This is a genomic window from Streptomyces phyllanthi (assembly GCF_009377205.1).
In the GTDB taxonomy this organism is placed as follows: domain Bacteria; phylum Actinomycetota; class Actinomycetes; order Streptomycetales; family Streptomycetaceae; genus Streptomyces; species Streptomyces phyllanthi.
The window spans coordinates 1-23,358 of sequence record NZ_VJZE01000049.1; the positions used below are offsets into that span (position 1 = coordinate 1).

Sequence of the window (23,358 nt, forward strand, 5' to 3'; positions counted from 1 at the left end):
CCCCCATCCCGTCGGCCCCCGCCGCCAACGCCCTCGCCATCCCCGTGCGCCCCGGCTCCGGCTCGGCCTCCGAGGACTCCCTCCGCCGCCGCGGGTGGGAGCTCGCGCACTGGGCCGTCGCCAACTCGGCGACGCTGCACATAGAGCGGGTCTCGTACGCGGGCCGGGAGTGGGTCGCCGGCGGCAGGGCGGGCGCGTGGCGCAAGCCGGCGGACGGAGGCGCGGACGCCGGTAGCGCCTCCCTCGCCGAGGTTCGAATCGTCACTGGACAGTAGGCGCGCCGTTCACCCGCCGGGGGTACGTCCCTCGCTTCCCGCCGGCGATGCGATCAGGCCCTCGCCCTCCCCCCGCGTCGCTCCGGAAACCCGCGACACCCCTTGAGAACAAGGGCCGTGAGGATTCCCGGGGCCTGGTGACGGGATTCTCTTTGCCCGTTTTCATCCGCATCCGATAATGCGACGCATTACCAACTCTTTACGACGGGGCACCGCAACCTTCGCGGGCTTCGAGCGGTAGTCACTGCGTCCGAGCCCGGAACGATCACTGGTCCAAGGATCAAGGATCGGTCGGCGGCCGGCCGCTCATCCCCGGGGCCGGCCGGACACCTCACCGTTCCCCTCCCCGTCAAAGGAGCATCATGTCCCTCCCCCTGACCCGCCGGATCGCCCGTGCCGCGCTGCTCACCGCAGCGGGAGCGGCCTCCGTGGTCGGTGCGGCCGGCTCCGCGAGCGCGGCGCCCGACCTCCCGGCCACCCCGAACCTGGGCGGACTGGCCGCCCTGGACGGGACGGCCGACGGCGACAAGGACGCCGTCGAGACGACGCCGACCGTGGACCAGACCGGTGAGAGCATCTCCCGGAAGGCCGAGGCGGACGCGACGCGCTCGGCCGAGCGCGCCCTGGGTGACCACGTGAAGGTGAGCGACGGCATGCCCGCCGGCCCCAAGGACCGGAAGAACCTGCTGCCCCAGGGGACGCCCCTGAAGGGCACCCTGCCGCTCGGCTGACGGTCGCGGTCGTACGCCGTACGTCACGCACGACGTGCGCGAGGGGGCCCGGGGAACGCTTTCGTTCCCCGGGCCCCTCCTTTCGTGCCGTTCGCGATGCGCGGATTCAGCGGGTCAGAGCCGCTCCACCGCCGCCGTCACCCTCTCGTCCGCCGCCGTCAGCGCCACGCGGACGAACCGGTCGCCCGCCGGACCGTAGAAGTCGCCCGGCGCGACCAGGATGCCCAGGTCCGCGAGGTGGGCCACCGTGTCCCAGCAGGACTCGTCGCGGGTCGCCCACAGATAGAGACTGGCCTCGCTGTGCTCGATACGGAAGCCGTGCCTCAGCAGGGCGTCGCGGAGGAGCCCACGGCGGGCCGTGTACCGTTCCCGCTGCTCGCGGACGTGCTCGTCGTCACCCAAGGCCGCGACCACGGCAGCCTGGGTCGGCGCGGACGTCATCATGCCGCCGTGCTTGCGGATCTCCAGCAGCGGACCGAGGACCGCCGGGTCACCGGCGAGGAAGGCCGCGCGGTAGCCCGCCAGGTTCGAGCGCTTGGAGAGGGAGTGGACCGAGACGATCCCGTCGTACGAACCGCCGCACACGTCCGGGTGGAGCACGGAGACCGGGTCGGCCTCCCAGCCCAGCTCGATGTAGCACTCGTCGGAGAAGACGAGGACGCCGTGGTCGCGGGCCCAGGCGACGATCCGGGTGAGCTCCTCCTTGCCGAGCACCCTGCCCGTCGGGTTCGACGGCGAGTTCAGCCACAGCAGCTTGAGGCCCGTCGGGTCCAGCTCGGCCGGGTCGTCGTAGGCCACGTATTCGGCGCGGGCGAGGCGGGCACCGACCTCGTACGTCGGGTAGGCCAGGCGCGGGTACGCGACCCGGTCGCCGGGGCCGAGGCCCAGCTGCGTCGGCAGCCAGGCGACGAGCTCCTTCGAGCCGACGATCGGGAGGACGTGCCGGTGGGTGATCTCGCGGGCGCCGAGGCGGCGCTCCACCCAGCCCGTGATCGCGTTCCGCAGCTCGGGGGTGCCCCAGACCGTCGGGTAGCCCGGGGAGTCGGCCGCGGCCACCAGGGCCTTCTGGATCAGCTCGGGGACCGGGTCGACCGGAGTGCCGACGGAGAGGTCGACGATGCCGCCCGGGTGCGCTGCGGCCGTCGCCTTGTAGGGCTCGAGCCGGTCCCAGGGGAAGGTGGGAAGTCGGTCGGAGACTGCGGACACGGATCTGGCTCACTTTCTCGTACGTACGTTCGCCACCGGGTGCGGCGAGGCGCCCACGCCGTTCATCCCGCTCGTACGGCAAACGCCTCGGTCCCGTACGTCGATCAGGGCGATCGGGCCGTACGGGACCGAGGCGGCGCGGGTGAGGACCGGCCGACCGCTCAGTGGCCCTGGTTCATCGGGGGCAGGCCCGCGACGAAGGGGTGGTCACGCTCGATCAGCCCCAGCTTGCTGGCGCCGCCCGGAGAACCGAGCTCGTCGAAGAACTCGACGTTCGCCTTGTAGTAGTCCTTCCACTCCTCCGGGGTGTCATCCTCGTAGAAGATCGCCTCAACCGGGCAGACCGGCTCACAGGCACCACAGTCGACGCATTCGTCCGGGTGGATGTAGAGGGATCGCTGGCCCTCGTAGATGCAGTCGACCGGGCACTCCTCGATGCACGCCTTGTCCTTGACGTCGACACAAGGCTCTGCGATGACGTAGGTCACGCTGTCGTTCCTCCTCGATAGGGCGCTGGCGGGCCTCCTCAGGCTCCGCCGCCTGGCGCGCGGGAGCGCGGCGTCGTCGATGCCCGCACCTAGTATCTCCGTTCCTGGGCATGATCCGAACAGGAGGGGTGGACCGACCTGTGGAATTCTCTGTCGGCGGGCGGCTCGAGGTCCGCGTCACCACGGCTGACGTGGGCAAACGTGTCTCGGTCCGGCGAATCGAGAAGGACGCCCCCAAGGGTGAGAAGTTCACCGACACGGTCGGTGTTCTCACATCATGGGACGCCGGTGTGCTGGTGGTCACACGGCGCGACGGTGAGCGGGTCCGGATACCGGAGTCGTCGCTGGTCGCGGGCAAGGTGGTGCCGCCCGCTCCGGTCCGGCGGCGGGGCCCGTCGGCCTCGTACGAGGAACTGGCGCGGGTGGCGTCGCGGGCCTGGCAGCCGGTGGAGCGGGAGCGGCTCGGCGACTGGGAGCTGCGGGCCGCGTCCGGCTACACGCGCCGTGCCAACTCGGTGCTGCCGGTCGGTGAGCCGGGGCTGCCGCTGGACGAGGCGCTGACGTCCGTACGGGCCTGGTACGCCGCGCGTGGGCTCCCCGCGTACGTGCAGGTCTCCACCGGCGCCGAGGGCACGCAGGAGCCCCTCTGCGAGGAACTGGAGCGGCGCGGCTGGACGCGGGAGGTGACGGCCGAGCTCTGGGTCGGCTCACTGGCGCCCGTCGCGGACCGGGAGCTGCCCGGTGGGGTCGTGCTCTCGCGGACGGCGGACGAGGCGTGGCTGAGCCGCTATCAGCGCAAGGGCGTGAGCGAGGTCGCGCTGGAGGTGCTGGGGAGCGGGCCCTCAGTGTGGTTCGCGTCGGCGCCGGGCCCCGTGGGCGAGCCTCCGGCGGCGATCGGGCGCTGTGTGGTGGACGGCCGCTGGGCGGGTTTCGCCGCGGTGGAGGTCGACCCCGCCCGCCGCCGCCAGGGTCTGGCAACGGCCGTCATGACCGCGCTCGCCCGCCAGGCCATGGACGAGGGGGCCTCGGCCGGCTGGCTCCAGGTGGAGGAGGACAACGCGGGGGCGCGGGCTCTGTACGCGGCGATGGGCTTCGGGGCGCACCACGCGTACCACCACTATCGCGAGCCGGAGGATCCCGGTTCCGTGGCCGGCGGCTCCTCCGTCGAGTCGTACCGATCACTGTGACCGGGCACGAAAGTGGTGTGCGTGCTCCACAGCCACCGGAGCCGGAGCGGGCCGCCGAGGTGCGGCGACGGTTCGGGGAGGAGGCGCGGTCCGGTCGGCCGGACCTGGTGACGCTGTGCCTGCTGGTGGGGGCGGCCGGGGACGGGGCACTGGACGACGCGGGGATGGACGCGGCCCAGATCGAGCTGGACCGGCTGGCGGGGCAGGTGCCGTTCCGCCCCGGCGGCCCGCGCGCCTGGGCGCTCGCGTTGTCGGAGCTTCTCGGTGGGCGGTACGGGTTCCACGGCTCGCCCGGCGACTACCAGCGGCTGGAGTCCTCCCTGCTGCACGAGGTGCTGCGGCGGCGGCGCGGGCTGCCCATCCTGCTCTCGGTGGTGTGGATGGAGATCGCGCGCCGGGCGGGGGCGCCCGTGTACGGGGTCGCGTTGCCGGGGCACTTCGTGGTGGGCTTCGGTTCCCAGGAGTTCGGTGCGCAGGAGTTCGGTGCGCAGGAGTTCGGTGCGCAGGGGTCCGGCCCGCTCGAGGGGCAGGTGCTCGCCGATCCGTTCGACGGAGGGCGTCTCCTGACCGGCGGGGATGCGGAACTGCTGGTCGCGGGGGCCACGGGTGCGGCGCTCGATCCGTCGATGCTCACGCCTGCCGCGCCGCTGGACGTGGTGCTGCGTGTGCTCAACAACATCCGGGCGTGGGCTGCCGCGCGGCCCGAGCAGTCCGATGTGTCGCTGTGGGCGGTCGAGTTGAGCCTGCTGCTGCCCTCGCACCCGGCGCGGCTGCGGTACGAGCATGCCCAGCTGCTGGTGCGGCGTGGGGACTTTCTGCGGGGGGCCGCGGAGCTGGACGCGTATGCCGAGGTCGTGGAGGGGGTTGATCCGTCGGCGGGTGAGCGGGTGCGGGGGCAGGCTCGGGAGGCTCGGGCGATGCTGAACTGAGGAACGGTGTGCGTCTCGGCTCCGCCGGGGTACGGGGTGGTGGCGAGTGCGGGTGTGTTGTGGCTGGGCGCGCCGTTCCCCGCGCCCCCTTTCGCCTCGGCGCCGCTGAGGTTCGGGTTGGTGGGCGAGTGCGGGTGTGTTGTGGCTGGGCGCGCCGTTCCCCGCGCCCCCTTTCGCCTCGGCGCCGCTGAGGTTCGGGGTGGTCGGCGCGTGCCGGTTTGTTGTGGCTGAGCGCGCCGTTCCCCGCGCCCCCTTTCGCCTGGGCGCCACTGGGGTTCGGGGTGGTCGGCGAGTGCCGGTTTGTTGCGGGTAGGGGTGCTCCCCGTGGGCTTTGCTCGCGTCCTCGCAAGGAGGCGCCTGCACGGCGAAGGGGCACCCGGCTCGAACCGGGTGCCCCTCAGCGGCCTCGCCGCTCGGCGACGCGAGCCCGAACCGTCAGCTCGGGTTCGTCTCGATCACGCCCGTGCGCTCCGCCTCCGTCTTGCCGAGGAGGGCCTTGCGCAGGACGCCGATCACGTCCTCCGGCGTCACCGCGGTCTTCTTGCCGTTGCCCCGCGTGATCAGGACGCCGTCGAAGGTGGTGCCGTACAGCTCCTTCAGCGCCGGCCTGTCGTAGTACTCGACGAGCTTGCCGTCCTGGGCCTTCACGCCGAGGAACTTCCACAGGGAGTTCTCCGGGCTGAACTGGATGAACTGCGGGCCCGAGTCCACCTTAACCGTGACTATCCCGGACATCGCGGGCTTCGCGAACTCGCTCATCATCCGGTCGACCTCGGCCTTGGAGACCGACGGCTCCTGGGTGGTCGTGGGCAGCTTCACGGGGTCGGTCGTACCGGTCGCGACCTGGGTGCGGTACGCCTCCTCGACGGCCTTCGTGGACTGCGTGACGGCGATGCCCTTGCCCGTCTTGCCGTACACGGCGACGGCCTTGCCGGACTCGAACTTGATCGTGCCGTCGGTGGCCGAGCCGGAGCCGCCCGCGGCGCGCTCCAGGGCGGCCCGCAGCTTCTCCCCGTCGACGGGCATGACGGGCTCGACTACCCGCTCCTGCCCGAACAGCGAGCCGATCACCGACACCGGGTTGTAGTCGCTCTGGGCGGCGGCGCCGACCGTGGCGTCGGCGTCGAGCTGGAGGCCCGCCTGGTCCGGCTTGAGCGACACGGTGTCGCCGTCGACGGACAGCTTGAGCGCCTTGTCCGTACGGTCCCCGAGGGCCTCGTCGAGCTTCTTGACGGCCTCGTCCCGGGTGCCGCCGCCGATGTCGACGCCGAGCACGGTGGTGCCCTTGGGCACGTCGGAGTGGTTCATGAGCAGCCCGGCGCCGTACACACCGGCCGCGACGACCACGAGGCCGCCGCCCAGCAGCACCAGCTTGCTGCGGCCCTTCTTCTTGGCCGGCTTCGACGAGGTGGCCGTCGCCGACTGCGCCGGGTCCGGCAGCTTCGGCGGTGTGTGCGGTCCCGTTGCCCGCTCGGCGGAGGCGCCCGGCCCGAAGGGCGAGCTCTGCGCACCGGGCGGGACCACTGGGATGCCGCTGGTCAGGGTGTGCCCGGAGACGTTCTCCCGGGGGCCGCCGGGGCCGTCGTACGTCTGCTGGGTGCCCGGCTCGGGCGCGGGGCGCTGGGGCGTCAGGACAGCGGTGTCGTCGCTGAGCCCGCCGCCTGGGCCGGAGAAGTCACGGCCGGGACCGCCGAAGGGGCCGGAGGCCGGGCCGCCGCCCGGGCCGCCGCCCGGACCGCCGAAGCCCTGGGCCGGGCCCGTGAGCGACGCCAGCGGGCTGTCGCCGGTGACCGGGCCGCTGGTCGGACCGCTCGGTCCGGCGGGGCCCCGCCCGCCGCTCCGGCCGTTCGCGCCATGCGTGCCGTTCGAGCCGTCGTCCGAGAAGTACGGCAGGTCGTCGCGCCGCCCCGGGTCGCCCAGCGGACCGGATGCCAGCGCGGCCGACACGTCGAAGGAGCCGGTTCCGCCGCCGTGGCCGGGCGCCACGGGTCCGGCGCCGGTGGCACCGGGGAGCCCCGCGCCGTTCGTGCCGCCCGGACGGGAACCGCCCCCGCCGCCCAGCGGGCCGGCACCGTTCGCGCCGAGGGGACGAGGGCCGCCGCCGGAACCACCCGCGGCACCCGGGGAACCCGCACCGGGGCCGCCCTGCGTACCCGACGGTCCCGAAGCCCCCGAGGCTCCGGAACCGGCCGGGAAACCGGCGCCGTTGGTGGATCCACCGCCCGAACCGCCCTTGGGGGCCCCGGGCTTGCGTGGCGCGAACCAGTCGTTGGCCTTCTCCTCGGCCGGAGCGGAGGGCTCCGGCGACGGCGGGGCGGTGTCCGTCAGCACGGGCATGGCCACCGTGCCGGTGGTCTCCGACTCGGTGCCCGTCTCGTCCTTCGCGGCCTCGGCCTCCGCCACCGGCTTGCGGACGACGACCGGCGGGATGGGGCGCGATCCGGGGATGTTGATCCGGACGCGCGTCGTCAGCGTGGTCTCCGTCTTGGGACCTTCCGATCGCGTGCCCGCTGCCGAACGGGCCGGCTCGGCACCGCTGTCGGAAGCCGTGGGGGTGCCGTACGGCGGCGTCCCCGACGGGTACGCGGCTCCACCGTGCCCGTTGGGCCCGGAGGACGAAGTGTCAGTTTCACGACTCAAGGCAGGTTCTCCCGATTGGCTTCGCCGCCCGTGACGACCTCAACACAGCGGGCAGCTCGGCGGCGCGCACCACCATACTGGCCACTTCTCGCCCGTATCCCACGACCGCTGGGGAAACCCACACGGGCCCTCCACCGACGCTTTATGGCGAAGTGGTACGTCATTTGGCAAGTCGGACGCCGGGGCCGTCCGGTTGCCGCCCCGGGCCAAGCGTGGCGCACATCACAGCAACAGCCATGCCACCGAGCAGGAAGAGGTACGAGCCGACTCCCGCGCCGAAGAGGAAGTCCCCTTCGGGACGGCTGGCGGTGAGCAGGATGACGGAGACCATCCAGCCGGCTGCGGGCGCAACAGCCCCCGCCCTGGAGCCCATCGCGTACGCCCCGCCCAGGAACAGACCGGCCGAGCCCAGCAGCCCGAGCAGCAACCCGCCCGGGAACAGGGCGGATTGGACCAGGCTCCCGGCCGCTCCGACCACGGCGCCGAGCAGGAAGAGCCCCAGGTAGGCGGCGGCCCGTCCGCCCGGGGGCACCGTCAACGGCTGTGCGAGCGCGCTGCCGTGGCCGCTCGCCTGCTGCTTGCCCACCGCCTTCACGAGGCACCAGCCCTTCCCGCACCGGCCGCGAGCCACGCGTGTCCGTCATGCACCGTCGTCCGCACATACACAGTCGTACGCATCAAAGGCCCGTTCCGTTCCGCCCTGTCGCCGAAACGTTCCCTTCGACGCCCTCGAACAAGTCGGTCTCGCGCCCGCCCCCTTCGCGTCTGCCTCGCACCAACTCGTAGTACTCGGTGGTGAACAGCGGTTGCGCCAGCTCGTTGGAGAGCGCGAAGAAGGGCTCCGCGACCGCGATCTGCGTGGCGTGCGCCCGCATGGCCGCGGCCTTCGCGGAGGCGAAGGCGCTGCCGTCGATCTCGGTGGTGACGATCCAGTCGTCGACGACACCGGGTATGTCGATGACGGAGGCGATCTTGGTGAAGGGCAGCCCCCGGGGCTCGGCGAGCGCCTCGCGCAGCCGGGCGAAGCCCTCGATGGCCACGGAACGCGGCACCCGGTTCCAGTAGACCTTGGCGATCTCCCAGGGGTCGCCCAGCTCGGGACGGAAGTCCGGCTCGGCGGCCAGGTCCGCGGCGCGCATGGCGACGCGGTGGGTCTGGATGTGGTCGGGGTGGCCGTAGCCGCCGTTCGGGTCGTAGGTGACGAGAACCTGGGGACGGACCTCGCGGATCACCTCGACGAGGTGGCCCGCGGCCTCGTCGATCTCCGTGGCCCACAGGGCGCCCTCGCGGTCGTTCTGCTCGACGCCCATCATCCCGGAGTCGCGGAAGCGCCCGGGGCCGCCGAGGAACCGGTGGTCGGTGACGCCGAGCTGCTTCATGGCCTCGACCAGTTCGACCTCGCGGTACGGGCCCAGGGCGTCGTCGCGGTCGGAGGCCAGGCGGGCGAGGTGGGGCGGGATGACCTCGCCCTCCTCGCCGAGGGTGCAGGTCACCAGCGTCACCTGGGCGCCTTCGGCCGCGTACTTGGCCATGGTCGCGCCGTTGTTGATCGACTCGTCGTCCGGATGCGCGTGCACCAGGAGCAGACGACGGGCAGGCAGATCGCTCATGGCCCCACCCTACGAGGCGACGCGCCGCGGCAGGGGGGACATGGGTCAATCATGGGGAGCCGGGGGAAGCGAGGTCACGGGGTCACAGTGAGTGATGAGGCGCGTACCTGTTGAACACCGGCCTGGGCGGCCCCGCGAAGCCCCCCGGCTTCGCCGGCGCGTCGTTCAGCGCCGCAGCAGCCGTCGCAGCCACCCGCGGACCGCGCCGGGCCGCGGACCGGGCGGCGTCGCGGTCCACGGGCCGGGCGGCGTGGTGCCCTCCCCGGCGGAGAGCGTGCGGACGCGGTCGCGCGCGGCCTCGTAGCCGAGCAGGGACGTGTCCTTCACGCTCAGCGACTCCAGTTCGCAGCCCGGCTGGTGTTTCCGGGTGTGATGACAGCTCGGACAGGCGGGGCTGGGTGGTGGCGCGCTCCCGACGCGCGCGCCGTGCCAGGTCCGCGCGGGCGGGAGTACCGGTGGCGGGAGGAGTGACGGTGGCGGCAGGCCGTCGCCCGCCCGGTTCGGACGTGACCGGACGCGCTCACGCGCGGCCTCGTAGCCGAGCAGGGACGCGTTTTCCACGCTCAGTAACTCCAGCTCGCAACCCGGCTGGTGTTTCCACGTGTGGTGGCACGCCGGACAGGCATCCCTCGACAACGGTGGGGAACCAGCGGTCACGGGCCCTTCCAGCGGCTGTGGTGGCCGCTGCGCCCACGGCGGCAGGGAGGGGTCCTCCGGCTCCGGAGGCCGGTCCTGACCGGGCGGCTCCGGGTTGCCCGTCATGTGGTCTCCCTGTTGTCCGTCATGCGGTCCTCCTGAGAACCCTGCGCCGCTCGACCCAGCGCTTCACCGGCGGATACGCGCTCCACACGGCCTCGCCCAGCGCGGCACCCGCCGCCACCGCCGCCGCGGCCCAGCGGAAGCCCGTGTCGGAGGAGTTACCCGTGGTCGGTGGCGCCAGAACAAGGGAGACCCCTACCCAGAGCATGACCATGCCACCGCTGTACGCCGCGTAGGCCCGGCCCCGCCAGCGGTCCCAGAGCCGGAAGTCGATGTTCTGTTCCTCGCGCAGCAGGTCGCGGTGGTCCCTGAGCTCCTCCTCCGACCACCAGGCGGTGATGTCGGCGTACGAGTAGAGGTGCCGCCGGGCATGGAACCCGAACTGGACGCAGGTGACGAACAGCAGTGCCGACACCGTCAGACAGAGCAGGACCGGCCCCGGCCAGCGGAACTTGTCGCTGTCCGCGCCGACCACCCCGATGGCGGCGACCGCGAACCCCGCCAGCAGCGGGGCGGCGACATTGCTGACGGCGTCGACGGCGACCCCGAGCCCCAGCGGCGAGGGTTTGCGCCACTGCGGCGACGGTGACCTGCCCGCGCTCAACCCGCCCTCCCCGAGGCTCACTTCGAGCGCCCCGCGGAGATCGGCGGCTTCCCGGCCGGCATGGGGACGCAGTGCGGGAACCTACCGCATGCCGTGCCGGCTCATACGCCGGCTCCGGTCATCCGTCTCCCGGCGCTCCCGGAGGCCGCGGCGCCGGAGCTCAGAACTTGATGCCGCCGATCATGCCCGCGATGTTCGTCGTGAGCTCGCTGATCGTCGGCGCGATGGTGGAGGAGGCGAGATAGAACCCGAGGAGAACACACACGATGGCGTGGCCGGCCTTCAGTCCTGACTTCTTGATCAGGAGGAAGACGATGATCGCCAGCAGCACCACCGCCGAAATCGAGAGTGCCACGGCGGTTCACCTCCAAAGACGCAGTATCTGTAAATACATACAGCAGCCAGCAGGTTCATACCCACGCAGCGGTAGTGATCATAACTACCGGTACGCGCGCATCGATCGGCGCACAGCCGCACAAGGGGGCGCATGGCCAATATGGTCGACTCATGACCACCGAGCCCGAATCCTTCCCCCGCCGGCAGGCGCGCACCCAGCGGTTCACCCTCGGCGCGCCGCGTTCCTTCACCATCGCCCCGGACGGTTCCCGTGTCGTGTTCCTGCGGTCCGCCTCCGGCACCGACCGCGCGAACAAGCTGTGGGTGCACGACCTTACGGACGGCGGGGAGCGAAGCGGCACGGGGGTCCCCCCGGCCGAAGGTCCGGGAAGGGTCGCGGCCGACCCCGAGGCCCTGCTGGGCGGCGCCCTGGAGGAGCTGTCCGCCGAGGAGCGGGCGCGCCGCGAACGCAGCCGCGAGGGTGGTGTCGGCATCGTCGGCTACGCCACCGACTCCGCCGTCGAGCTGGCCTCCTTCTCCTTGTCGGGGCGGCTTTTCGTGGCCGAGCTGCGGGCCGGTACGGCACGGGAACTGAACGTCCCGGGCCCGGTGATCGACCCGCGCCCCTCCCCCGACGGACGGTACGTGGCGTACGTCGCCCGGGGCGCCCTGCGGGTCGTCGGGGCCGAGGGCGCGGGCGACACGGTGCTCGCCGAGGAGGCCGCGGAGAACGTCACGTACGGTCTCGCGGAGTTCGTCGCGGCCGAGGAGATGGGGCGCTCGCGGGGTTTCTGGTGGTCGCCCGACTCGGACCGGCTGCTCGTGTCGCGCGTGGACGACACGCCGGTGAAGCGCTGGTGGATCTCCGATCCGGCCCATCCGGAACGGGCGCCCCAGCAGGTCGCGTACCCGGCGGCGGGCACGGACAACGCGGACGTACGGCTCTTCGCCGTGGACCTCCGAGGGCACCGCACCGAGGTGGTCTGGGACCGGGCGCGCTACCCGTATCTGGCGCATGTGCACTGGTCAGCGGCGGGTGTGCCGCTGATCCTGGTACAGGCCAGGGACCAGCGCAGCCAGCTGTTCCTGGCCGTGGACCCGGACTCGGGGGCGACCCGGATGGTGCACGCGGACGAAGATCCACATTGGCTTGAACTTTTCGGTGGCGTTCCGGCCTGGACACCGTCCGGACAGCTCGTCCGGATCGCCGACGAGGGCGGCGCGCGGGTGCTCGCGGTGGGGGAACGGCCGCTGACGGGACCGCAGTTGCACGTCCGCGCGGTGCTCGACGTCGCGGACGAGGACGTGCTGGTCGCGGCGTCGGCCGGTGAGGGAGCCGAGGACCCGGAGATCGGCCAGGTGCACGTGTACCGCGTGAACGAGCTGGGCGTGGAGCGCGTGTCACAGGAGCCCGGAGTGCACTCGGCGGTACGCGCCGGGCGTGTCACCGTGCTGATCTCGGCGGTGCCGGACGAGCCGGGCGCCAAGGTGCGGGTGCTGCGGGACGGCAAGCCGGTGGCGGCCATCGCGTCCTGGGCGGAACATCCCGGTCTGTCCCCGCGCGTGACGCTGACACAGGGGGGCGCACGCCACGTACCGTGCGCCGTGCTTATGCCTACGGACTACCACGGTGACACTCCCCTGCCGGTCCTCATGGATCCGTACGGCGGTCCGCACGGCCAGCGGGTCGTCGCCGCGCACAATCCGCATCTGACCTCGCAGTGGTTCGCCGACCAGGGTTTCGCGGTGGTCGTGGCGGACGGGCGCGGGACGCCGGGGCGTTCGCCCGCGTGGGAGAAGGCTGTCGACGGCGACTTCGTCGTGTCCCTGCACGACCAGGTCGACGCCCTGCACGACCTGGCCAAAACCTTCCCGCTGGACCTGGACCGGGTGGCCGTCCGCGGCTGGTCGTACGGCGGCTGGCTGGCGGCCCTGGCCGTGCTGCGCCGCCCCGACGTCTTCCACGCGGGCATCGCGGGCGCCCCGGTCACGGACTGGCGGCTGTACGACACCCACTACACGGAACGGTATCTGGGCGATCCCGGCACCACCCCGGCCGCGTACGACCGCAGCTCGCTGATCACCGGTGACGGCCTCTCCTCGCCCGCCGAGCCGCACCGCCCGCTGATGATCGTGCACGGTCTCGCCGACGACAACGTGGTGGCCGCCCACACCCTGCGCCTGTCCTCGGCGCTCCTCGCCGCAGGCCGCCCGCACGAGGTGCTGCCGCTGTCCGGGGTCACCCACATGACCCCGCAGGAACAGGTCGCGGAGAACCTGCTGCTGCTTCAGGTGGACTTCCTGAAGCGCTCGTTGGGCCTGGCGTAGGCAAGCAACGGGCCGGGATGACATGGCGCATCCCGGCCCGTTTACGGCACCCGCACGGCCGTACGCTGTTCAGACTGGCGCGTCCGTATATCGGTACCGCTTCAGCGAAGTTGCCTGTGTGTTAACGCGGTTGGTGCATATTTGTGCGGCTATGTCACCCCGTCCATGTGATCGTCCGGGAAGTGACAGGCCGCGAGATGCGCGGCGGTGCCGGTGGTGGAACGGGCCCCGGCGGGTACGGCCGCGGGCAGCGGTTCCTCGGTCGCGCACCGCTCCCGGGCCTTCCAGCAGCGGGTGCGGAAGCGGCAGCCGGACGGGACGTTCGCCGGGGAGGGCACGTCACCGGAGAGGATGATCCGCTGCCGGTGCTCCCGGGCCTCGGGGTCGGGCACGGGCACGGCGGAGAGCAGCGCCTGGGTGTACGGGTGCCGCGGACGGTCGTAGATCTCGCTGTCCCGGCCGGTCTCCACGATCCGCCCGAGGTACATCACCCCTACCCGGTCGGAGATGTGCCGCACGATGGAGAGATCGTGGGCGATGAAGACGTAACTCAGCCCGAACTCGCCCTGGAGCCGCTCCATCAGGTTGATCACCTGGGCCTGTACGGACACGTCGAGCGCCGAGACCGGCTCGTCGGCCACGATGACCTCGGGCCGCAGCGCCAGCCCGCGCGCGATGCCGATGCGCTGGCGCTGGCCGCCGGAGAACTGGTGCGGGTACCGGTTGATGTGCTCGGGGTTGAGGCCGACGACGTCGAGCAGCTCCCGCACCCTTCTACGCCGGTCGCCCTTGGGTGCCGCCTCGGGGTGGATCTCGTACGGCTCCCCGATGATGTCGCCGACCGTCATCCGGGGGTTGAGGGAGGTGTACGGGTCCTGGAAGACCATCTGGATGTTGCGGCGTACGGCCTTCAGGGCGCGGCCGGACAGCCGGACGACGTCCTCGCCCTTGAACCGGATGGCACCGGCCGTCGGCCGCTCCAGATGGACCAGCATCCTGGCCACCGTGGACTTGCCGCAGCCCGACTCCCCGACGATGCCGAGGGTCTCGCCGCGGCCCAGGGTGAAGTCGACGCCGTCGACGGCCCTGACCACGCCGACCTGCTTCCTGAACAGGACGCCCCGGGTGAGCGGGTAGTGCCGGACGAGTCCGCCGACCTCCAGAATCGGCTCAGCCATGCAGACACTCCCTCCAGAAGTGGCAGGCGCTCCCCCGGTCCTCGTCCACCTCGTGGAGGGGAGGTACGTCGGTGCGGCACGTGTCCCCGGCCATGGGGCAGCGGGGGTGGAAGGCACAGCCCGGCGGGATGTCCATCAGGTTGGGCGGCAGGCCCCTGATGGCGTTGAGCTCGCGGCCCTTCTGGTCCAGGCGCGGGATGGAGTCCAGCAGACCGCGCGTGTACGGGTGCGCCGGCGCCTTGTACAGGTCGTGCACCGGGGCGGACTCCACGATCCGGCCCGCGTACATCACCGCGATCCGGTCGGCGACGTCGGCGACCACGCCCAGGTCGTGGGTGATGAGGACGAGCCCCATGTCGTACTCGCGCCGCAGCTCGGCGAGGAGGTCCATGACCTGGGCCTGGACGGTGACGTCGAGGGCGGTGGTGGGCTCGTCGGCGATGATGAGGGCCGGTTCGAGGGCCAGCGCCATCGCGATCATGATGCGCTGGCGCATACCGCCGGAGAACTGGTGGGGGTACTGGCTCACCCGCTCCCGGGCGGCCGGGATGCGGACGCGGTCCATCAGCTCGACCGCCCTGGCCCGCGCGTCCTTCCTCGACATCCCGCGGTGCACGACGAACATCTCGCCGAGCTGGTCGCCGACGGAGAGTACGGGGTTCAGGGACGACAGCGCGTCCTGGAAGACCATCGCCATCCCGGCGCCCCGGACCTTCCTGCGCTCGTCCTCCTTGAGGCTCAGCAGGTCCCGACCCTGGAAGAGGATCCTCCCGCCGGTGATCCGGCCGGGCGGTGTGTCGAGGATGCCCATCACGGCCTGCGCGGTGACCGACTTTCCGGAGCCGGACTCGCCGAGCACGGCGAGTGTCTCGCCCGCGTCCACGCCCAGGGTGACCCCGTTGACCGCCTTGGCGACCCCGTCGCGGGTCCTGAACTCCACGTGCAGATCACGTACGTCGAGCAGCACAGCGCCGGTCACCTCAGCTTCGGGTCGAGGGCGTCGCGCACCGCGTCGCCGAGCATGATGAACGCGAGGACGGTCAGCGCGAGCGCGCCGGAGGGCCACAGCAGGGCGTGCGGGGCGTTGCGGATGTACGGGGACGCGGCGGAGATGTCGATCCCCCAGGAGACGCTCGGCGGTTTCAGCCCGACGCCGAGGTACGACAGGGTCGCCTCCAGCGCGATGTAGGTGCCGAGCGCGATGGTGGCCACGACGATGACCGGCGCGACCGCGTTGGGCGCGATGTGCCGCAGCAGTACGCGGGAGTGGGAGGCACCGAGCGCGCGGGCGGCCTGGACGTAGTCGTGCTGCTTGGCGGTGATGACCGAGCCGCGCGCGATACGGGAGATCTGCGGCCAGCCGAGCAGCACCATGAACCCGATGACGGGCCAGACGGTGGAGCTCGTGACCACGGAGAGCAGGACGAGACCGCCGAGCACCACCGGGATCGCGAAGAAGACGTCGGTGGTCCTGGACAGGACCGCGTCCCAGGCCCCGCCGAAGAACCCGGCGAGCCCGCCGAGCACCGCGCCCAGGACCGCGACCCCGAGCGTGGCGCAGACCCCGACGGTGACCGAGGTCCGCGCCCCGTGGACGGTGCGTGTGTAGACGTCGCAGCCCTGACCGTTGAAGCCGAAGGGGTGGCCGGGCGCGGGGCCCTGCTGGGCCCTGGCCAGGTCGCAGTCGAGGGGGTTGCCGGAGGCGATCGCGGAGGGCCAGAGCGAGATGAGGACGAGGAAGAGGATGACGAGCCCGGAGAGGAGGAAGACCGGGTTGCGGCGCAGGTCGCGCCAGGCGTCGGACCAGAGGGAGCGGGCCCGTTCGGCGGGGGCGGCCGGTGGCGCGGGCTCCCGGGGTTCGGTGCCGTACGGTCCGCCGGGCGCACCCGGACCGCCAAGGCCGCCTGGTCCACCCGGGCCACCTGGCCCACCCGGGCCGCCTTGTCCGGCCGGCCCGCCCGGTCCTTTGCGCAGGGTGTCCGCCTCGGTGGGGGCGGGGCTCGCGCCGCCGCCCGGGACGTACGACGGCTCCAGTGGCTCCGGCTCAGGCATAGCGGATCCTCGGGTCGAGTACGGCGTACAGGAGGTCGACGATCAGGTTGCAGAGCAGGAAGACGAGGACGAGCACCGTCACGAAGCCGACGACGGTCTGGGTGTTCTGGCGGAGGATGCCCTGGTAGAGCTGGTAGCCGACCCCGTGGATGTTGAAGATCCGCTCGGTGACGATGGCGCCGCCCATGAGGAAGCCGATGTCGGCGCCGATGAAGGTGACCACGGGGATGAGGGAGTTGCGCAGCAGGTGCCGGAGGATCACCCGGTGCCGGGGCAGGCCCTTGGCGACCGCCGTACGGACGTAGTCGGAGCGGCGGTTCTCCGCGAGGGAGGTGCGGGTCAGGCGGGTCACATAGGCGAGGGAGACGGAGGCGAGGACGAGGCCCGGCACGATCAGTTCGCCGAATGCGGCGTCCGTGGAGACCGAGGGTTTGATCCAGCCCCATTCGACGCCGAGCAGCAGCTGGAGCAGCAGTCCGGTGACGAAGGTCGGGACCGAGATGACGACGAGCGTGACCAGGAGGACACCCGTGTCGACGGGCCGGCCGCGGCGCAGCCCCGTCAACACGCCCAAGGTGATCCCGATGACGATCTCGAACAGGATCGCGACGACCGTCAGCCGGAGGGTGACGGGGAACGAGGTCGCCATCAGCTCGGTGACCTCCTGTCCGTTGAACGCGGTGCCGAAGTCGCCGGTGAGGACGTTCCCCATGTAGGTCAGGTACTGCTGCCAGACCGGCCGGTCGAGGCCGAACTCCCGCTTCAGCCGCCCGGCCGTCGCCGGGTCGCACTGCCGTTCGCCGCACAGGCCCGCGACGGGGTCGCCCATCACGTTGACCATCAGGAAGATCAGCAGGGTGGCGCCGGCGAAGACGGGGACCATCTGCAGCAGCCGGCGGACGACATACCGTCCCATCGCCGCTCAGCCGACCTTGATCTGGTCGTAGACGGGGACGCTGAACGGGTTGAGCGCCACGTCGGACAGCCGCTCCGAGTAGCCCGCGCTGCCGTTCTGGTACCAGAGCGGGATGGCGGCCATGTCCTCCCGGAGCACGTCCTCGGCCTTGCGGAACTTCTCGACGGCCCTGGCGGGGTCGGTCTCGGCGTTGGCCTCGTCGACGAGCTTGTCGAACGCGGGGTTGGACCACTTGCCGTCGTTGGAGGAGGCGTCGGTGTAGTACAGCGGCTGGAGGAAGTTCTGGATCAGCGGGTAGTCCATCTGCCAGCCGGCCCGGAACGGCCCGGTCATCTTCCGGTCGGTGATCCGGTTGCGGTAGTCGGCGAAGGTGCCGATCGGGTTGCCGGCACAGGCCTTGTCGTCGCCGAGGGCGTGGTTGATCGAGTTGCAGACCGCGTCGACCCACTCCTTGTGGGAGCCGGTGTCCGCGTTGTACGTGATCCTGACCTGCCCGCCGGGCAGTCCTCCGCCCTCCTTGACCAGTCTCCTGGCCGCCGCGGCGTCGTACACGCAGGCGTCCCCGCACGGGCCCGCCCGGTAGCCGCCCTTCGTACCGAGGACGGGTGAGGTCCAGTCGAGGGCCGGGGTGCGGGTGCCGTGGAAGATGGTCCTGGTGATCTGGGTGCGGTTGATCGCCCGGGACAGGCCCGCGCGGACCTTCTCCATGCCGTCCCTGGACCAGTTCTTGTCGTAGTGGGGGAAGGCGAGCGTCTGGATGATGCCGGCGGGGGCGTTGATGTAGCGGTCGCCGAGATCGCTGCGGACGTTCACGAGCTGGGAGGCGGGCACGTCGTCGACGAGGTCGAGATGACCCGCCAGCAGGTCGGTGTAGGCGGTGTTGCTGTCGGTGTAGACCCGCAGGTCGACGCCGCCGTTGCGGGCCCTGTCCTCACCCGGGTAGGCGTCCCATCGGCGCAGGGAGAGCTGTGCGCCCCTGGTGTACGACTCGACCCGGTACGGGCCGTTGCCGACCGGCTTCCTCAGCCAGGCGTCGTGGTCGTCGAAGAACGCGCGGGGCAGCGGGGCGAACGCGGTGTAGCCGAGGGTGTCGGGGAAGCTGGAGAACTTCTGTCTGAGTCTGACGGTGAAGGTCCTGGGTCCGGTGACCCGGAGGCCGGAGAGGGTGTCGGCGGTCTGCTTGCCGCCGTCGGCCGGGTGGGTCCTGTCGTAGCCCTCGATGTACTCGAAGAAGTACGCGTTGCGCTGGTTGTTCTTGAGCCCGGCGCCGTAGTTCCAGGCGTCCACGAAGGATCTGGCGGTGACCTGCTCGCCGTTGCTGAAGGTCCAGCCGTCCTTGACGGTGATGGTGAAGTTCCGTGAGTCCGAGGTCTCGATCCGCTCGGCGAGCATGTCCTCGGCCACGCCCGTCCGCGGGTCGTAGCGCTTCAGGCCGCGGAAGATCATGTCGAGGACCTTGCCGCCCTGCACCTCGTTGGTGTTGGCCGGCTCCAGCGGGTTCGGCGGGTCACCCCACGAGGAGCTGAGCACCGCGTCGCCGTCACCGCCTGCGTGGCCGCCCCCGCAGGCCGTCGCCGTGAGGGCCGCGGCCAGCGCGCATACGGCCCATCGGGCGTGCGTGGCTCCACGCATGGGTGCCTCCTGTGAGTGTGCCGGTGCCGGTGCCGGGGCGCTGCTCCACTACCGGTCAATATCGGCCCATTGCACACAGGAAGCACATTCAGCCCGCCCGTCCGGGTGCACCCGCCATCCGGATGTACGCATACGGGAGACCCGCCCCCGCATAGCGGACCGGGCGACGGGTGCATCCCTCGCTTCCCGCTTTGGTCATGGCAGTCCCAAGCCGGGCCATGCGGCCCACCACACCCGGGTCAAACGGCAAAAGACCAGATCAAAGCCGTCAACGATGCATTGACGCCGGCCGAAGGCGGGTTGAACAGTCGCGCTAGGGCCTGTCCGGCGGACCAGGGTCGGACGGGCCCTCTTCCCCTCCCTTCCTCTTGCCCCGTTCAGGCTTCCCCTCGCCCCGTTCAGGCTTCCCCCTCGCCCCGTCCAGGCCAGGAGCACCATGACCTCCCCCATGTCATCGGCCGCCGCCCCGTTGCAGGTGACGGTGGCCCCGGGTGCCGTGACCCCGGCGCCCGACGCACCGCCGCAGGGCGGTGCCGGCCGTTCCCCCGGGCAGCTCGCCCGGCTGCGCTTCCGGCGCGACCGGACGGGTGTCGTGTCGGCCTGGGTGGTGCTGTTCTTCTTCGTGGCCGGGGTCGCGGCCCCGCTGATCGCGAAGCTGTACGGCAAGGACCCGTACACCACCTACGGGCAGAACCAGCCGGGCCTCCTCAACGACTTCGGCTTCCCCGTCAAGCCCAACGGCGGTATCGGCGGCGACTTCTGGTTCGGTGTCGAGCCCCAGCTCGGCCGGGACGTGTTCACCCTGCTGCTGTACGGCATCCGCAACTCGCTGCTGATCGCCACCGTGACGACCCTGCTGGTCACCGCGCTCGGCATCGTCGTCGGTATCACGGCCGGCTATCTCGGCGGCCGTGTGGACAACCTGGTCGGCCGGGTCATCGACGTCCTGCTGGCCTTCCCCTCGACGCTGTTCTTCATCGCCTTCTGGCCCGTGCTGATCTCGATGTTCGTCTCGCCGGAGGACAACACGCCGACGTGGCTGATCGTCGTCAGCCTGATCGCGGTGATGACGGCGTTCGGCTGGGCGCCGATGGCCCGGTTGCTGCGCGGCGAGGTACTCGCGCTACGGGAGCGCGAGTTCGTGGAGGCGGCCAAGGTCACCGGTGCCTCACCGGCCCGGATCATCTTCAGGGAGCTGCTGCCCAACCTGTGGACGCCGATCCTCATCCAGGCGACCCTCGCGCTTCCCATGTACGTCACCACGGAGGCGGCCCTCGCCTTCCTCGGTGTCGGACTCCAGGACCCCACGCCCGACTGGGGCGTGATGATCCAGCGCGGCTCCCAGGTCTACCAGGACGACATCACGTACATGCTCTTCCCCGGTCTGTCGATGGTGATCTTCGTGATCGCCTTCAACCTCCTCGGCGACTCCGTGCGCGACGCGCTCGATCCCAGGATCCGGCGCTGAACGGCGCCCCGATCCCCTCCGGCCGGGTGACGGGGCCCGCCGGACCCCCACAGCCCCTCCCCCTCTCCCTGATTCAGGCAGGACACCCCGATGTCTCTTTCCCGCAGAAACTTCGTCATCGCCACCTCGGTCGCGGCAGGCGGCTCCATGGTCCTCTCGGCGTGCAGCAGCGGTGGGGGTGGTGGCACGGCGGGCGGCGGCTCCGCGGGCGGTGCCACCAAGTACTCCGCGGTCACCATCGGCACCAAGGACGATTCCACCGGCCCCGCTCCGGAGATCTCCGGAGCGACGAAGGGCGGCACGATCCACGCGCTGGGCCCGGACGACTTCTCCCATCTCGACCCGCAGCGCATCTACTTCGCCTGGAACTCGACCGTCGGCAACCTCTACATCCGCTGCCTGACGGGCTACAGGATCGCCTCCGGCGGCTCCATGAAGCTCGTCGGCGACCTCGCCACCGACACCGGCACCATGTCCGACGGCGGGAAGACCTGGACCTTCACCCTGAAGGACGGGCTCAAGTGGGAGGACGGCAGCGACCTGACCGTGGAGGACGTGCGCCACGGCATCGAGCGCGGCTTCGCGAGCTTCACCACCGAGGGCGCCACCTATCTGCAGTCCGCGCTGACCGGCACCAACGACTTCCGCTCGGTCTACAAGGGCCCGTACGGCGGCAAGCACCTCGACTCGGTCGTCACGGACGCCGCGAAGAAGACCATCACCTTCCATCTGAGGACGGCCCGCCCGGACCTCAACTTCACCCTCGCGATGCACACCTACGGCGCCGTGCCGGTCAAGCACGACACCAAGGAGAAGTACGACAAGGACCCGGTCTCCTGCGGCCCGTACCGGATCAAGCAGCACTCCGTCGACAAGTCACTGACGCTGGTGCGCAACACGCACTGGGACCCGTCGACGGACGCGATCCGCAACGCCTACCCGGACTCCTTCACCTTCGAGTTCGGCCTGGAGGCCCTCCAGGTCACGGACCGGCTGATCGCCGACTCAGGGAACGACCAGTACGCCGTGATGGCGTACAGCGGGGTCCCGGCCGAGCGCATCCAGAAGGTGGTCGGCACCCCCGATCTGAAGTCCCGCACGATCAACGGCCTGCTGACCGGCCTGTACTACTACGCCATCAACTGCAGGCGGATCACCGATGTGAAGGTGCGTCAGGCGCTCAACCACGCCTGGCCGCTGGAGCAGATCCGGCGGATCTACGGCGGCCCGTCCGCCGGCGACTACGCGACGACCCTCCTCAGCCCGGACATCGCGGGCCGGGTGAAGTACGACGTCTACGGCAAGCTGAAGAAGCCGCAGGGAGACCCGGAGAAGGCGAAGGCGCTGCTCAAGGAGGCCGGGAAGCTCGGTCAGAAGATCGTCTACACCTATCCGCAGGGCGGCAGCGACGCGTACGACAAGACCAAGGTCGTCATCGCGGACGCGCTGAAGAAGGCGGGCTTCGAGCCGGTCATCAAGCCGGTGGACTCCGGCAGTTACTACGACCAGGTCCAGCAGGTGGACAACAAGTTCGACGTGATGTGGTTCGGCTGGGCCCCGGACTGGCCCACCGGCTACACGATCCTGCAGCCGCTCTTCGACGGCACGACGATCGCCAACGGGTCGAACAACGTCTCTCAGCTGAACGTGGGCTGGGTCAACTCGGCGATCAAGAAGGACGCCACGATCACGGATCCGGCCGAGGCGGACACCGCGTGGGCGTCCCTCGACCGGCAGATCATGGAGAAGGAGGCGCCGGTCATTCCCGAGACGTACCAGCGCCGCTTCTATCTGTACGGCACGAAGGTGGGCGGGGCCGAGTTCGATCCGCTGTTCTCGGCGTTCATCCTCTACAAGCTGTACGCGAAGTCCTGACCGGGAGCCCGGGTTCGGTCCGTTGCCGGGTGCGCCCAGGCATTTCAGGGGCGCGGGGAACTGCGCGACCAGCCACAACGAACCCGCGGCCGGCCACCGTCAGAACCCGGCAGACGCAGGCCAACCACCCACCACGCGAAGGCCCCCCAGGGAACCCCATGTTCCGCTTCATCGCTCGCAGACTGCTCAGCGCGCTGTTGATCCTCCTGGTCATCAGCGTCATCACCTTCGTCCTCTTCTACGTCGCCCCGCGCGACCCCGCCCGTACGGCCTGCGGCAAGGTGTGCACGCCACAGACGCTGGCCCTGGTGCGACGCAATCTGGGGATCTCCGATCCGCTGCCGGTGCAGTACTGGCACTGGCTGGTGGGTGTGTTCGCCGGACGGGACTTCACGGGGCTCGGGCACTGCTCGGCCCCGTGCCTCGGCTACTCGTTCACCAACCACGAGCCGGTCCTGGGCCTGATCACGGACCGCTTCCCGACCACGCTCTCGCTGTCCCTGGGCAGCGCCGTGGTGTTCGTCGTCTTCGGCGTGGGCACCGGCATGATCGCGGCGGTCCGGCAGGGCAGGCCGCTGGACAAGATCGCTTCCTCGGCCTCCCTGATCGGCTCGTCGCTCCAGATCTACATCGTCGGCGTGGTCGCGATGTACTACCTGTCCGACGAGTGGCATCTTCTGCCGCGCCCGCAGGACAGCGTGGGTTTCACCCAGGATCCGGCCGCCTGGTTCAAGGGTCTGCTGCTGCCCTGGCTGGTGCTCGCGCTGATCTTCACGGCCAACTACACGCGGATGACCCGCTCGCAGCTGGTCGAGACCCTGAACGAGGACTACGTCCGCACGGCCCGCGCCAAGGGCCTGTCGGCCCGCACGGTCTTCTTCCGGTTCGCCTGGCGCGGCGCCATGGGCCCGATCGTCACGATCCTCGGTCTCGACCTGGGCTATCTGCTGGGCGGCGCGATCATCACCGAGGAGACGTTCGGGCTGCACGGCATCGGGGCGCTGTCCATCAAGGCCGTACGCGACAACGACCTGCCACTGCTGCTCGGGGTCGTCCTCGTCGCGGCCGCGGCGATCGTGGTGGCGAACATCGTGGTGGACGCGGTGTACGCGCTCATCGATCCGCGGATCAGGCCGGCCTAGGA

General features: G+C 71.0%; 20 protein-coding genes and 1 pseudogene. 8 read left to right on the top strand and 13 right to left on the bottom strand.

What is annotated here, in order from left to right:
* Together FNH04_RS46465 and FNH04_RS47490 are read left to right on the top strand one after the other, a co-directional pair.
* Positions 1–275 (top strand): annotated as a pseudogene (locus FNH04_RS46465) (heavy metal transporter); the annotation flags it as partial.
* Between the two features lie 362 nt (positions 276–637).
* Positions 638–1,006, top strand: coding sequence for an ATP-binding protein (locus FNH04_RS47490; protein ID WP_228031267.1), 369 nt, complete (start codon positions 638–640; stop codon positions 1,004–1,006).
* A gap of 114 nt (positions 1,007–1,120) precedes the next feature.
* On the opposite strand, the gene FNH04_RS10320 is transcribed toward FNH04_RS47490, so the two are convergent.
* Positions 1,121–2,212, bottom strand: a complete 1,092-nt coding sequence (locus FNH04_RS10320) for a bifunctional succinyldiaminopimelate transaminase/glutamate-prephenate aminotransferase (RefSeq protein WP_322722864.1) — start codon at positions 2,210–2,212, stop codon at positions 1,121–1,123.
* A 161-nt stretch (positions 2,213–2,373) separates the two neighbouring features.
* Positions 2,374–2,700 (bottom strand): ferredoxin, encoded by a 327-nt coding sequence (gene fdxA, locus FNH04_RS10325; protein WP_030574877.1) that lies wholly within the window; start codon positions 2,698–2,700, stop codon positions 2,374–2,376.
* Between the two features lie 140 nt (positions 2,701–2,840).
* Here fdxA and FNH04_RS10330 point away from each other — a divergent pair, with 140 nt between their 5' ends.
* Together FNH04_RS10330 and FNH04_RS10335 are read left to right on the top strand one after the other, a co-directional pair.
* The gene (locus FNH04_RS10330) at positions 2,841–3,887 is read left to right on the top strand and encodes a GNAT family N-acetyltransferase (protein ID WP_322722866.1); all 1,047 of its coding nucleotides are present in this window, start codon (positions 2,841–2,843) and stop codon (positions 3,885–3,887) included.
* A 17-nt stretch (positions 3,888–3,904) separates the two neighbouring features.
* Complete coding sequence (locus tag FNH04_RS10335) at positions 3,905–4,816, top strand: transglutaminase-like domain-containing protein (protein ID WP_322722867.1); 912 nt, start codon at positions 3,905–3,907, stop codon at positions 4,814–4,816.
* Between the two features lie 435 nt (positions 4,817–5,251).
* On the opposite strand, the gene FNH04_RS10340 is transcribed toward FNH04_RS10335, so the two are convergent.
* From FNH04_RS10340 to FNH04_RS10360, 6 genes are all read right to left on the bottom strand, one after another.
* Positions 5,252–7,456 carry a hypothetical protein gene (locus FNH04_RS10340; protein WP_152782603.1) on the bottom strand — a complete coding sequence of 735 codons (2,205 nt, stop codon included), beginning with the start codon at positions 7,454–7,456 and terminating at the stop codon, positions 5,252–5,254.
* A gap of 160 nt (positions 7,457–7,616) precedes the next feature.
* A complete protein-coding gene (locus FNH04_RS10345; protein ID WP_322722870.1) occupies positions 7,617–8,042 on the bottom strand; it encodes a DUF6113 family protein in 426 nt (141 codons plus the stop codon).
* 91 nt (positions 8,043–8,133) lie between these two features.
* Entirely contained in the window at positions 8,134–9,066 is a 933-nt protein-coding gene (mshB, locus tag FNH04_RS10350; RefSeq protein ID WP_152782606.1) for an N-acetyl-1-D-myo-inositol-2-amino-2-deoxy-alpha-D-glucopyranoside deacetylase, read from the bottom strand.
* A 165-nt stretch (positions 9,067–9,231) separates the two neighbouring features.
* Complete coding sequence (locus tag FNH04_RS46470; RefSeq protein WP_194236620.1) at positions 9,232–9,393, bottom strand: hypothetical protein; 162 nt, start codon at positions 9,391–9,393, stop codon at positions 9,232–9,234.
* A gap of 454 nt (positions 9,394–9,847) precedes the next feature.
* Positions 9,848–10,429, bottom strand: coding sequence for a hypothetical protein (locus FNH04_RS10355; protein ID WP_152782608.1), 582 nt, complete (start codon positions 10,427–10,429; stop codon positions 9,848–9,850).
* 160 nt (positions 10,430–10,589) lie between these two features.
* Positions 10,590–10,784: a hypothetical protein gene (locus FNH04_RS10360; RefSeq protein ID WP_194236623.1), complete on the bottom strand. Its 195-nt coding sequence runs from the start codon at positions 10,782–10,784 to the stop codon at positions 10,590–10,592.
* A gap of 152 nt (positions 10,785–10,936) precedes the next feature.
* Here FNH04_RS10360 and FNH04_RS10365 point away from each other — a divergent pair, with 152 nt between their 5' ends.
* Positions 10,937–13,093 carry a S9 family peptidase gene (locus tag FNH04_RS10365; protein WP_152782611.1) on the top strand — a complete coding sequence of 719 codons (2,157 nt, stop codon included), beginning with the start codon at positions 10,937–10,939 and terminating at the stop codon, positions 13,091–13,093.
* A gap of 149 nt (positions 13,094–13,242) precedes the next feature.
* Here FNH04_RS10365 and FNH04_RS10370 read toward each other — a convergent pair whose 3' ends face one another.
* Genes FNH04_RS10370 through FNH04_RS10390 form a run of 5 tightly spaced genes read right to left on the bottom strand, consistent with a single transcriptional unit; the run spans position 13,243 to position 18,871 of the window.
* A complete protein-coding gene (locus FNH04_RS10370; RefSeq protein ID WP_152782614.1) occupies positions 13,243–14,271 on the bottom strand; it encodes an ABC transporter ATP-binding protein in 1,029 nt (342 codons plus the stop codon).
* On the bottom strand, positions 14,264–15,238 hold the full coding sequence (locus FNH04_RS10375) for an ABC transporter ATP-binding protein (protein WP_322722871.1): 975 nt from the start codon (positions 15,236–15,238) through the stop codon (positions 14,264–14,266). Before FNH04_RS10375 ends, FNH04_RS10370 begins: the two co-directional genes overlap by 8 nt.
* 8 nt (positions 15,239–15,246) lie before the next feature.
* Positions 15,247–16,323 carry an ABC transporter permease gene (locus FNH04_RS10380; RefSeq protein WP_152782617.1) on the bottom strand — a complete coding sequence of 359 codons (1,077 nt, stop codon included), beginning with the start codon at positions 16,321–16,323 and terminating at the stop codon, positions 15,247–15,249.
* Positions 16,316–17,239 carry an ABC transporter permease gene (locus FNH04_RS10385; protein ID WP_152782620.1) on the bottom strand — a complete coding sequence of 308 codons (924 nt, stop codon included), beginning with the start codon at positions 17,237–17,239 and terminating at the stop codon, positions 16,316–16,318. The genes FNH04_RS10380 and FNH04_RS10385 overlap by 8 nt, the downstream gene beginning before the upstream one ends.
* A 6-nt stretch (positions 17,240–17,245) precedes the next feature.
* A complete protein-coding gene (locus tag FNH04_RS10390; RefSeq protein WP_152782623.1) occupies positions 17,246–18,871 on the bottom strand; it encodes a peptide ABC transporter substrate-binding protein in 1,626 nt (541 codons plus the stop codon).
* Positions 18,872–19,307: 436 nt separating this feature from the next.
* On the opposite strand from FNH04_RS10390, the gene FNH04_RS10395 reads away from it, so the two are divergent.
* From FNH04_RS10395 to FNH04_RS10405, 3 genes are all read left to right on the top strand, one after another.
* The gene (locus tag FNH04_RS10395) at positions 19,308–20,339 is read left to right on the top strand and encodes an ABC transporter permease (RefSeq protein ID WP_152782626.1); all 1,032 of its coding nucleotides are present in this window, start codon (positions 19,308–19,310) and stop codon (positions 20,337–20,339) included.
* Between the two features lie 90 nt (positions 20,340–20,429).
* Positions 20,430–22,214 carry an ABC transporter substrate-binding protein gene (locus FNH04_RS10400; protein WP_152782629.1) on the top strand — a complete coding sequence of 595 codons (1,785 nt, stop codon included), beginning with the start codon at positions 20,430–20,432 and terminating at the stop codon, positions 22,212–22,214.
* Positions 22,215–22,372: 158 nt separating this feature from the next.
* Positions 22,373–23,356 carry an ABC transporter permease gene (locus FNH04_RS10405; protein WP_152782632.1) on the top strand — a complete coding sequence of 328 codons (984 nt, stop codon included), beginning with the start codon at positions 22,373–22,375 and terminating at the stop codon, positions 23,354–23,356.
* The last annotated feature ends 2 nt before the right edge of the window (positions 23,357–23,358 follow it).